The organism is Acinetobacter sp. CIP A162 (genome assembly GCF_000367905.1).
Classification (GTDB): domain Bacteria; phylum Pseudomonadota; class Gammaproteobacteria; order Pseudomonadales; family Moraxellaceae; genus Acinetobacter; species Acinetobacter lwoffii.
Window position 1 is genome coordinate 323,545 of the sequence record NZ_KB849159.1, and the last position, 12,296, is coordinate 335,840.

Annotated in this window: 9 protein-coding genes; 5 read left to right on the top strand and 4 right to left on the bottom strand. The window is 40.3% G+C overall.

All coding sequences use genetic code 11. The annotated features are described in order from the left end of the window. The first annotated feature begins 147 nt into the window (after positions 1 to 147). The 4 genes from pgaA to pgaD are packed head-to-tail and all read left to right on the top strand — an operon-like array spanning position 148 to position 6,245. Positions 148 to 2,601: a poly-beta-1,6 N-acetyl-D-glucosamine export porin PgaA gene (pgaA, locus tag F995_RS07800; RefSeq protein ID WP_004646292.1), complete on the top strand. Its 2,454-nt coding sequence runs from the start codon at positions 148 to 150 to the stop codon at positions 2,599 to 2,601. Beyond that, positions 2,601 to 4,421, top strand: a complete 1,821-nt coding sequence (pgaB, locus tag F995_RS07805; RefSeq protein WP_004646293.1) for a poly-beta-1,6-N-acetyl-D-glucosamine N-deacetylase PgaB — start codon at positions 2,601 to 2,603, stop codon at positions 4,419 to 4,421. The genes pgaA and pgaB (F995_RS07805) overlap by 1 nt, the downstream gene beginning before the upstream one ends. Further along, positions 4,421 to 5,698: a poly-beta-1,6-N-acetyl-D-glucosamine synthase gene (gene pgaC / locus F995_RS07810; RefSeq protein ID WP_004646295.1), complete on the top strand. Its 1,278-nt coding sequence runs from the start codon at positions 4,421 to 4,423 to the stop codon at positions 5,696 to 5,698. Before pgaB (F995_RS07805) ends, pgaC begins: the two co-directional genes overlap by 1 nt. After that, complete coding sequence (pgaD, locus tag F995_RS07815; protein WP_004646296.1) at positions 5,685 to 6,245, top strand: poly-beta-1,6-N-acetyl-D-glucosamine biosynthesis protein PgaD; 561 nt, start codon at positions 5,685 to 5,687, stop codon at positions 6,243 to 6,245. Before pgaC ends, pgaD begins: the two co-directional genes overlap by 14 nt. On the opposite strand, the gene pgaB (F995_RS07820) is transcribed toward pgaD, so the two are convergent. The 4 genes from pgaB (F995_RS07820) to F995_RS07835 form a co-directional block, all read right to left on the bottom strand. Beyond that, positions 6,151 to 7,179 carry a poly-beta-1,6-N-acetyl-D-glucosamine N-deacetylase PgaB gene (gene pgaB / locus F995_RS07820; RefSeq protein WP_252509240.1) on the bottom strand — a complete coding sequence of 343 codons (1,029 nt, stop codon included), beginning with the start codon at positions 7,177 to 7,179 and terminating at the stop codon, positions 6,151 to 6,153. The genes pgaD and pgaB (F995_RS07820) overlap by 95 nt on opposite strands. A 489-nt stretch (positions 7,180 to 7,668) precedes the next feature. After that, positions 7,669 to 9,387: a flotillin family protein gene (locus F995_RS07825; RefSeq protein ID WP_004646298.1), complete on the bottom strand. Its 1,719-nt coding sequence runs from the start codon at positions 9,385 to 9,387 to the stop codon at positions 7,669 to 7,671. Between the two features lie 37 nt (positions 9,388 to 9,424). Beyond that, complete coding sequence (locus F995_RS07830) at positions 9,425 to 10,060, bottom strand: YqiJ family protein (protein WP_004646299.1); 636 nt, start codon at positions 10,058 to 10,060, stop codon at positions 9,425 to 9,427. Between the two features lie 315 nt (positions 10,061 to 10,375). Continuing rightward, on the bottom strand, positions 10,376 to 10,918 hold the full coding sequence (locus F995_RS07835) for a hypothetical protein (protein ID WP_004646300.1): 543 nt from the start codon (positions 10,916 to 10,918) through the stop codon (positions 10,376 to 10,378). Positions 10,919 to 11,241: 323 nt separating this feature from the next. Here F995_RS07835 and cysD point away from each other — a divergent pair, with 323 nt between their 5' ends. After that, complete coding sequence (gene cysD / locus F995_RS07840) at positions 11,242 to 12,156, top strand: sulfate adenylyltransferase subunit CysD (protein ID WP_004646301.1); 915 nt, start codon at positions 11,242 to 11,244, stop codon at positions 12,154 to 12,156. The last annotated feature ends 140 nt before the right edge of the window (positions 12,157 to 12,296 follow it).

Here is a 12,296-nt window from a genome sequence, read left to right on the forward strand (position 1 = left end):
TAAAGTAGCTTAAAAATAAAATAGAAATAAACCATTCTTGATGATCCTATTTAAAAAATTAAAAAGATTTTTGTAATAGATATTGTGAATTAAATCACATTTATCTTATTATAGGGTTAATAATTATACTAATTTGAGAAAAATAACATGATCAATAGAACAATGATCATTCCTCTAAGTTGTTTTACGATTCTTATTTCACAACCGTTTAATACTCTCTTGGCCCAAGATATAAGTCATAAACGTGAGCAAGCTACTAGTCTAATTTATCAGGGGAAAATAGAAGATGGTTTAGAAAAACTAAAAAATATGCTTAAGGAAAATCCATCCGACCAGAAACTTTTGGCTGACTATATTGTATTGAGTTATAACAATGCACGTTTTAGCAAAACAGATCTAAAATATCTGCAACAGATTAAACCGGCAGAATTTCCTGAATATGCCCAGATTAATTTGATTAAGGCTTTGCGAGACCAAAAAGAATTTGGGTTGGCTCAGTCTTATATTCAGCAGTTTGCCAAACAAAGACCGGCATCCTATTGGAATGTCTGGTCAGGGGTAATTTATGCAGAGTCTCAACAAAAGGATCGTGCCAAACATGCACTTTCTCTAGTCTCTATTGATGGACTTTCGGCAGATTATTTGAGTCTCACGGCATATGCTTACCGATTACTGGAGATGCCGGTTGAATCTTTAGCAATTGCAAAGCGTGCTGTTCAGGCCAATGCTAATAACGAATCACACTCACAATATGTATTGGCTCTGCTAGCCAATAGTGATTATTTTACTGCTGATCAATATATTAAAAATCAACGGTTAGATATTAATCAGCCTCAATTAAAGCATGTCCTTAAGCTGAATGAGTTTTCTCAATATACGCAACAAGCAATTCAGTATTATCAGGTGGCTCATCAGCAGGATCGAGGATATCAGGCCAATCTGAAACTGGACGAAATCTTGCAGGAGATGAGAGCTTATGAAACTCAACTGCCGGATGATATCGATATTCGACGCCGATTTTACTATAACTATATTTATGCATTAAGTTTCAGAAATTTATCTTCAGAAGCACTTCTACAAATTCCTAAAGCTGAGCAGCCTGTAAAGGCGATGCCACCTTATGTGCGTCAGGCATTGGCTGCTGCTTATTTAAGAGAGCGTCAACCTAAGCAGGCAGAATCACTTTATACATCCTTATTGTCTGAAAAAAATTATGCCGATTATGAGGTTTATGAAGGTTTGTATTACAGCTTGATCGAACAGGAGAAATTTCGTGAAGCAAATGACATTATTAACTTGATGGATCAGGTTTTGCCCACCTATCAATATAGTAATGCCAAAGGTGTAGACCGTACGACCCATAGTAACCGCTATGAATTTTATAATCTGAAAGGTCTAAATTATGCTTATCGCAATGAGTTAGATAAAGCAGAACACTATTTTGAAAATTTAGTCGATCATGCACCGAATCATGCGGTTTATTATAATAATCTTGCACAAGTACAACGTTGGCGTGAAAAACCTCAGCAGTCTGAACACACGCTTACACAGTGGAATGGCGTCGAGCCGGTTACTCAGTTTACCCGTATTAATCATATGCAAAATGCCCAAGCCTTATCCGATATTCAGGAATGGCGTAAAACATATACTTTTCTGGCAGAGCATGAGCCAGATGATACTGGGGTAATTGAAAGTTCAAAATTTTTAGGAGACCGTGATCGGGCTACTATTCAGCACTCTAGCAGCTTTTCAAAGAGTGAAGCAGATAATCCTGATATCTTGGGGCGCTTACAAGGGTCACGTGAAGTAGAAAGCTGGACCCGACTGAACAGTCCCTGGTTTGCTGATAATTTCCGTGGTTTCGTTGATCACCGTTACCGTTGGGCTAAATATGATTTTGGTAAGTTGGATGATCAGCGTATAGGCGTAGGAGCGGAATGGCTATCCAGACGTAAACATGCCACGCTTTTAGTTTCACAAACAACGGATGGTGATCGTCTTGGTGCACAATTGGGTTGGTCGCATTGGTTGAATGATCATTGGAACTATATGCTGGATTATAACAGTCAGGCAGCGATTCCTTTGCAGGCTCAAGATGAGTTTGACGGAAAATCTTATTTAGTAAATTTGAATTGGCAAGCACACGAATCGCGAAAGGCGGGACTCAGTTATGTCTATACCGATATCAATGATGGTAATTTACGTCAGGAATTAAGTGCATATTTTAAACAGCAGATTTTTCAAGGACCGAAGCATCAGACGGTAGCGACTCTAAGTGGCTATTATGGAAAAAATGATGTGCTGGATGTGTCCTATTTTAATCCTGAACATAGCAACAGTTTTGAGTTAAATATTGAGCATAACTGGCTGACCTGGCGTCATTATGAGCGTAATTTTAATCAAAAGTTGAGTGCTACGATTGGGGCATATAATCAGAAAAACTATTCAACTGAGCCGATTTATAACTTGAGCTATCAGCATGAGTGGCAGTTATCAAGGACTTGGAAAATGGATTATGGAATTGGCTACAGTGTACATCCATATGACGGAAATGATGAAGAAAAACTATATGCCGTCTTTGGTTTTGAGGGGCGATTCTAATGAAAATATTAATCAAAACCTTAGTTGCAGTATGTCTTAATACGATGATGTACTTGCCAATTTGCACTCATGCAGAAGGTACTGCAATTGAATTAAAAGAAAATCAATTTGTTACTTTAACTTTTCATGATGTGCGTGATGATATTGCCAAAAGCGGTGACCGCGATGTATATGCCATCAGTACTAAAAATTTAGGGCAATATTTAGCTTGGATGAAAAAGGAAGGTTGGACAGCAATCCGGCTAGAGGATGTGTGGCAAGCTCGTCAGAAACAGTACTCTCTACCTGAAAAAGCTGTTTTATTGAGCTTTGATGACGGTGCATTAAGTAGTTATAGTCGAGTATTTCCGTTATTAAAGCAATTTAATGTGCCTGCCGTATTTGCTATTCCAACCAGTTGGATTAATGGAAACACCAAAGATGCGTATGAGGCTTATGGAGCTGGTAACCTAATGAATTGGAACCAGATGCGGGAAATGCAAGCGAGTGGCTTGGTCGAGTTTGTTTCCCATTCAGATAATATGCATCACGGTGTTTTGGCAAATCCACAAATGAATATGCAGCCAGCGGCAATTACTCGTATATATAGCCCTGCCACCAGAAATTATGAGTCGGATAAGGCTTATGCTGCACGCGTCATTGCTGATTTAAAAAAATCAAAACAGATTCTGGATCAGGAATTGAACATTAATACTCGGGCAATTTTCTGGCCTTATGGGGCAGTTACTCCAGAAGCGGAGGCTTTGGCGAGAACAGCCGGTTTACCTATGTCTTTCAGTTTGGGATCAATTTCTTCATTGGCTGATTCTGTAAAGACTTATCAACGTGCCTTGGTGATGCTGAATCCAACCCCTGAAATTTTGCGTGAAGAGAAAATTGATTTCTTAACCTACGCACGATCACCTAACAGAATGAAAAAAACCTTTTTACGATTGGACTTAAATGAGCTTGTGACACCAAGCTATAGCGAATCAGATCAAAAATTGGGACAGCTCCTTGATCAAATCAACGCCTTTAAAAGTAATGTATTGGTACTACGTACTGTCGCTGATTTAGATGGCGATGGTAAGATTGATGTCAGCTATTTTCCAAATCGTCAGTTAAAAATGCAGCAGGATTTGCTAAATCGTACAGTCTGGCAGGCACGTACCCGTAGTGCACATAAAGTCTATGCAGAATTACCTTTGACTCTGGAAACTGAACAAAAATATGATTTGGCCGAGCTGACTGGGGATTTGGTCAAGAATAACAGTTCAATCGAAGGCCTTATGATTGAAACTGGGCAAACACTGCGCTGTGCAATTGATCAGGCGATCTGGAGTGAAATATGTAAGACTAATCTACAGACTATTCTTAATATCAAAAACCGTACCAAGAATAAAGCCAGTTATTATGCCAATATCAGTCATAACTATCAGACCGCGTTAAAAATTAATGTGGGCGACAGCAAGTTACTCGGATTAAAATCATTAATTGGCAGGATTCCAGACCATGCGGATTTTCTTTATTTAACAGTTGATCCTGTAAAGGATCCACATAGCTTCAAAGCACTGTTGACTGCAATTCAGAGCTTATCTGTCGAGGAGCGGGAACACTTGATTGTAAGCCTGCCAGTGGATACTTCAATAAAATCCTGGAATATTTATCAACAAGCGTATGCTCAGCTTAAAGCGCATTCTATCCAAAAACTTGCAATAAATAATTATCAATTTAGTAATGCAAAAGCGGTACATCAACAACTCTATAAAACACTGAGTCTGAATGATAGTCCATTGACTTACCGTGACCCGTTTGTGCAAATCACACAGGAGAAAAGGTAATGGAATGGATTAATCAATTACAGCTGAGTGACCTTTACTTTGGCTTTGCTTTTTTCTATCCACTCTTTATGGCATGGTTATGGATTGCAGGTGGAATCTGGTTTTATCTGAAACATGAGATCAAACAACCCATTATTCCTGAACCTTCAAAACAGGGCTGTAGCATTATTATTCCTTGTTTTAATGAAGCAGAGCAGGTGCGAGATACCATTCGCTTTGCCATGCAAAGCCAATATCCAAATTTTGAGGTAATTGCAGTCAATGATGGCAGTACGGATGGTACAGGTAACATTCTGGATGAACTCGAAACCCAATATCCTCAGCTGAGAGTAGTACATCTGGCAGAAAACCAAGGCAAGGCCTATGCATTAAGATCAGGTACGATGGTTAGTCAGTTTGAATATCTGATTTGTATTGATGGAGATGCTTTGTTGCATCCTCATTCGGTATTATGGATGATGCATCATCTGATCAAGTTTCCACGTGTTGGTGCAGTGACTGGTAATCCCCGAATCATTAACCGTTCCAGTATACTGGGTAAAATTCAGGTTGGAGAGTTTTCTTCAATTATTGGTTTGATCAAGCGGGCACAACGAACCTACGGACGTATTTTTACGGTTTCCGGTGCGATTGTCGGCTTTCGTAAGACTGCGTTGAACCGGATCGGTTACTGGCGTGATGATATGATCACTGAAGATATTGACGTGTCTTGGCGGCTGCAGTTCGATCATTGGGACTTGCAATATGTACCCAAAGCTTTGTGCTATATATATATGCCTGAAACTTTTAAAGGGCTCTGGAAGCAGCGTTTACGTTGGGCACAAGGTGGAATTGAAGTGTTATTTGCCTATATTCCTAAAATATTTAAATGGCGCTTACGTCGAATGTGGCCGATTGCTATTGAATCAATTATTAGCGTGATATGGGCTTATTTCATGTTTGGGATCATTGTATTGTATGTGTATGGAGTGTTTATGCCGCTTCCCGGGGAGTGGGCGATTCAGACTTTATTGCCGCAATGGTATGGTGTGGTTTTAGGTATCACTTGTCTAATCCAGTTTTTTGTGAGCCTTTATATTGATAGGTACTATGACAAAGACCGTATGCTAAGAAATTACTTCTGGGTGATCTGGTATCCCTTATTCTTTTGGATGATTACCATGTTGACCACAGTAGTTGCACTTCCTAAAACTATATTTAAAAAACAACAACGTGCACGATGGGTAAGTCCTGACCGTGGATTTCGACCTGAGGAAGAAGACTATGAACAACGTTAAAAATGAAAGAATAATAACAGATCTATCTCAACTGGAATTGCCGGAATATATTGATAAACCAGAATATGTTCGCCATAAAACAGTGGGCTATAGTTTAATAGGTTTAGGGTGGATATGCTGGATGTGGCTATTTATGCCACTCCTTACCCTAGGTCTATGGTGGTTTGAAGGTAGGACAGCAATCCATCAATTAGCAGTTGATCCGGTTACTCATGGCAATACGACCCTAGGAGATATTGCTATTCTAGTGGCTTGCTTTATTGTCAGTTTGTTTATCTGGGCAAGTTATAACTGGATCCGTTTCAAGGGGAACGAACGCCGTACTGCGCCTAAAGAAGTTAAATTTGATGAATTAGCCGCTTCTTTTGAAATTAGCCCAGTTGCTATTCATACCTTAAGTTCTGCCAAAAATATTACTCTATATTATTCTATACAGGGGAAACTGGTGGAATTTAGCGTGAATGATCCACTTGAAATACCGACTTTATCTCCACTGCCGCAGGATGTGCTTGCGCAAAGTCATCGGGATAATACCCGATATGCTTAACCCCGTGTTGTTGCAAAAAGTGGATGGTTTGTACTAGTTCTGAGGTAGCGATCTTCTGATTGCTACGCCAGTCTGTGGCCTGTAATTCAAAAATGGTACGATCCAAATCTGGATCGTACTTTTTGGATTGCTGAATTAAGTCTAAATAAAATTGGTGATGGTCGCCTGCCTGTTCCATATAAGGCATGGCCATAATGGCATTGTAATTATAATATCTTAAAGTGCTGCTCACGGACTGGCTAAACCATTTTTCACTTTCTGGCTGTAAGACGATAGGCGCGTAAGTATTTCGTGCTGTTAGTAATTGAGGACGATAATGTTGTAACAGACGAGTGATTCCTGCAGCCAATTGATCAAGATAAGCTGTTTTGGCTGCTGCAAAAGCAGATTGCTGTGGATGCTGTGGCTCTTCCAGTAACTTCAAGTCATATCCCCATTGTTGATAGACTTGCCGTGCTACTACTGAAGCATCTTCAAAATCATTTAAGGTAATATCGTCGTGATATAGTACACCGTCTACAGCATTCTTCTGAATAAAGTCCTGAAAAATTTCTGCAATATATTTTAAATTCGTCGGGTCAAAGGGGGATAGCCGGATATAACCATGTGTTTTGTCCTGACTATGTTTAACATATTGTAGCTGATAGGATTTTGGTAGCTCCCAAGCTATTAAAGGCAGCCACGCATAGATCTGTTTGACCTGTGTATGTTGCCGGATCTGTTTTAGTAGTTCAGGAAATAAATTGGCCCGCATTGGAATATGCCGATTTTCAAAATAAACCAGATTAGCAGAACCATTGGCATCCGGATCAGCAAAAGCCTGTAAAAAAATAGTATTGGGCTGAATTTGTTGAATACGCTGGATCAAGGCTTGGATATTGGATTGTTGCTGTTGTTGGTCTGAATCAAAAATATAATCTAGGTCAATATGCATAATCCGCATCTGTTTAAGCTGCTTAGCGTTTTTAGTCTTAAACAATTTTTTTATATTTGTGGGTTGATTCAAATACGGCTCTATAATGACATTAATAGGATGAGAGGGAGAGTGAATTGCATTGGAATCTTCATGATTATTTGCACAGGCACTCATTGGAATACCTAGGCATGCCAAGAGGGTGAGTAGGAATTTTTTTTTATAGGTGGAAACTGAATAGTAGTAAGCCATTTTAGAATGCTACTTGAGACTATTAAGTTACTATAAGAATTTTTTTATAGAAGACCAAGTCTAGCAATCGATGAATCTCATAATTTCTGACGAACAGTCAATATCCAAATGGATGAAGTGAAGCAGTATATGATGTCAAACATCATCGGCTTCAAATCTTAATAAAGAAATAGATAAGATATATAAGCGTATATTGAAAATTATCCCCGAATAGGTATTAAAAAGGCGGCCAATGACCGCTTTTTTGAGTAAGTAATATTAGGCAGATGTACCAGTTTTGGCTTTAAGGCTCTGAGTCATGCCGTTGATATCACCACCTTGAATACCAAGCTCACTCATCAGACTGTCAATAAGCGGTGCTTGGCTACGATAACGTAGGGCGCTATTCACTACCTGATCTGATAGAGCAACATTACCATTCTCATGATGGGCATCTGCCTGACAGGCACCGGTATGACCGCCATGTAGGCCATTCACTTGGAGAATCTTGATATCATCAATATTTTCCATTGGCTTGACACTTTCCCGGATAATTTCAGGCAAGTATTTCAGCATGGTCAGACGAATCTGCATTTCGACCTGTTCAGGTGACAGGACGTTATTGGCTTCATTGACCGCACGCGTACCTTCAGCATCCACCTGATACTGTTTTTCCATTGCCTGAGCCAGTAGGATTTTTGCATCCGCTTCACCCTTGGCTTTAAGGCGGACTTTTTCTGCTTCGGCTTCAGCCGCAATCCGCACAGCTTCTGCATCATCTGCTGCCGCCTGTTTGCCAGCTTCAGCAGCAACTGTAATTGCAATCGCATCTTTTTCAGCGTGTTCTTTGGCTGCGACCAGCTCAACTGCCTTTTGACGCTCTGCCTGCTGGATTTGACGTACGGTAATGACTTCTTCTTCCGCTTTTACCGCTTGTGCACGTGCCTGATCAGCTTGGGCTTTAGCTTCAGATTCAGCACGTGATTTTTCCGCAATAGCAATGGCGCGGTCCTGTTCAGCCAGTTCAATGGTTTTCTTTTGCTCGACCTGTGCTTTTTGAATCAGCTGAGCCTTTTGAATATTTTCATTTTCGACATCACGAGCGGCCAAAATACGCTTGAGTTCGACTTCTCGTTCAGCGGCAATTTGTGCTTCTTCTGCTTCACGTTTTTTGCCGGCTTCCTGAGCGGCAATTTCAGCCAGCTGTTCAGCACGGCGAATGGCAATTTCACGTTCTTGTTGCAGTTTGGCATATTCTTCTTCACGAATAATTTGCAGGCGCGCCTGTTCAGCTTCCAGATTTTTGGTTTTAATCGCCAGATCGGTATCCTGTTCAATATGGTTGCGCTTACGACGACGGTCTTCAATGGTTTCAGTGAGCTTGGTCAGACCTTCAGCATCAAACGCATTTTGCGGATTGAAGTATTTAAATCCGGTCTGATCCAGTCCAGTCAAGGAAACCGTTTCAAGCTCCAGACCATTTTTATGTAAATCTTCTGAAACGACTTGCTGAACTTTTTGCACGAAATCGACGCGTTTTTCATGCAGTTCTTCCATGGCCATTTCTGCCGCCACTGCGCGCAGTGAATCAACAAATTTACCTTCCACCAGATTTTTCAGTTCATTCGGTGACATGGTTTTTTGACCAAGGGTTTGTGCTGCGGTGGCAATTGAATCTGCGGTAGGCTTGACCCGTACATAGAATTCGGCCATGACATCGACCCGCATACGGTCACGGGTAATCAGTGCCTGATCATCAGCACGGCGGACTTCAAGACGTAGGGTGTTCATATTTACCGGAATAATTTCATGTAACACCGGAAGCACGATTGCGCCTCCACCTAAAATCACTTTTTCTCCACCCCAACCGGTACGCACAAAGGAAATTTCCTTGCTTGAACGACGGTATAAGCGTGCAATGATGAGACCGAAGGTCACCAGTGCCACAAAAATAATTCCCGCAATAATTAAAATATTATATAAATCAAATGTTAACATTGTTGTAAAGTCTCAATTGAGTGCTAGCTAAATAAAATTAAAGTGCAATGGCTTGAAAGCCGTTCTTGGTTTTGTGGGTTAGAACTACATTCTGACCTTGATTTAAAATTTGATTGTTTTCTGGTTCGACCAGTACATAATGGGTCTGGCCATGTTGATCCCGGACTTTGGCTTGTGCGGGAGAATTCACTTTGGCATCTCCCAGAATAATGGTCGCGGTACGCCCGATGAGTTCATCGCTATGAATCGCAGAGGTTTCATCTTGGGGCAGGAGTTTACTGGCGGCCATGGCAAGAAAGCGCACCACAGGCATACACAGAAACAGGCAGGCTGGAGAAATCAGCCAGACGTTAAACAGCTGACTGGTCAGGCGCTCAAATATTCCCTGAATCAATAAACCGCTCAAGCCATAACTGGTCAGGAAAATGATTAGCCAGATAAATAAAGGCAGACGCCCCAGATATAACCAGTCAAATACTTTGCTGAAAACACCGGGAGACTGATCCGGGCTTATTTCCGGTTGCAGGGAATCTTCAGGTAAAAACTGTTCGAAGATATGCTGAGAGCCGCCGCCAAGCAGCAATAGAATACATTCTAGTGCAGCAAACATCAGCATTAGGCTCAGGCTAATACTAAATACGATATTTGATGGATGCGTAAACAGTTCCCACATTTCTTTATCTCTATAATTATGTTTTTAGGAAAAGTGTCTGAAAGTTTTTATTGATATAACGATAACAGTAATTGCTGATTTTGTATGCAAAAAAATAACAAAAAACCTTACAAACAAGGATTGAATATGTTGATTATTTGATAATTATTGAACTATTAAAATTAATAATAAACTATAAGAAGCTAACTGGATGTTTGAGCAAGTGATGCCATAGCGGCAATAGGAATTCTGAATAGCATGGCATTCTGTGTGTGCTTGCCTGAGAAAGTATAGAGATACATCGACCTGAGTATCTCCAAATTTTTCTGTTCAAGTTTAAAGTAGGGCAGTCTGAATCCGGACTTTCATATCTAGAGTCTGTTGCAGAATATAGTGTTGCATCCATTTGACTTGTTCGCCCATAGGATTGACCTTGACTGCAGTATTCAGGAAGTCGAGATCAGGCTGCTTGAAAAGCTGCTTTTGCAAGGTTTGCTCCAAAATCTGACTGTTGGTTGTCAAAGGTAATGCCACTAGATAGAACGCTTTAGGATAATTATAAAAGGCATATAATAAGTTAAAGGCTTTTTGATCACCTTTGAGGTTGCCAGCACCAATTTCGTAAGCTGCGTTCTGGTTACTATAAGTAACGCCGATTAGAAATTCCCAATGACCTTCTTGCAAACGCAGACCAAACTGTAATCCAATTTGATCCGCGGTCAGCTCGTGTTGCAGATAGATATTTAAAGGCTTGCCATCATCACTGAAAGGTTCTTGCAAGACCAAAATATGTTGCTGGTGCTGATAAATATAACCAGCAAGCTGGGCCTGTTCCAGACGGGTTTTTACAGTGGTGAGATCAAAAGCGCTATAGGGCATAAATGAAGTATATCAAGAGGGAGAATTGAGTCTTACTCTAGTAATTTTTTAACTATTTGAGAACCACTACTTTAGATTATTTTCCTAGGATTTTATTGGTTTAGCGACAGGTTAATATATACCTCTACCACACAATATCATCGCTTGAATTGTGCAAATCATTGATTCATAAAAACTGATATTCATTATTGATGAATTTTTATATGAGCTTTTGATATATCAATATCATAAAACAAGCAATGGATAGGATAAGTAAATCACTATAATGAATATAAATTTTCAAAAGTGTCATAAGTACACGTTTTTCTAAGCTGGTGTTGTCCATGTCGTTAAATGAGGAAAGACTTACTCATCTCAAACAGCTTGAAGCTGAGAGTATTCATATCATCCGCGAAGTTGCTGCCGAGTTTGAAAATCCGGTCATGCTGTATTCGATTGGTAAAGATTCAGCGGTCATGCTGCATCTTGCGCTAAAAGCGTTCTACCCAGCAAAACTTCCATTTCCATTATTACATGTCGATACAGGCTGGAAGTTTAAAGACATGATCACTTTCCGGGACAATATGGCGAAAACCCATGGTTTCGATTTGATCGTGCATCAGAATAGAGAAGGGGTTGAGGCAGGTATTAACCCGTTCGACCACGGTAGTTCTAAATATACCGACATCATGAAAACTCAGGGCTTAAAACAGGCCCTGGATAAATACGGTTTTGATGCTGCTTTTGGTGGCGCGCGCCGTGATGAAGAAAAATCACGTGCCAAGGAACGTGTTTATTCATTCCGTGATTCGAAACATCGTTGGGATCCGAAAAACCAGCGTCCAGAACTTTGGAATCTTTACAACGGTAAAGTGAACAAGGGCGAAAGTATTCGTGTATTCCCATTATCTAACTGGACTGAGCTGGATATCTGGCAATACATCTATTTAGAAAGTATTCCATTAGTACCACTTTATTTGGCTGCAGAACGTCCTGTGGTTGAACGTAGTGGCACACTTATTATGGTTGATGATGAACGTATGCCTTTAAAAGAAGGTGAAGTTCCACAAATGAAATCGGTACGTTTCCGTACTTTGGGTTGTTATCCATTAACAGGTGCTGTGGAATCTACAGCCAATACCTTGCCGGAAATTATTCAGGAAATGTTGCTGGCAACCAGTTCTGAGCGTCAAGGTCGTATGATTGACCATGATGAAGCAGGCTCGATGGAGAAGAAGAAGCAGGAAGGCTACTTCTAATTTAATCTCCCCCCTTGCGCAGCAATGCTGCTCACCTCTTTAAAAAGAGGGGGAACTCCTAAATCAGAACGGAGATAAAGTCCCTCTTTATTAAAGAGGGATTTAGGGAGATTAAAAAAAGATTCAAAACAACCGATTTC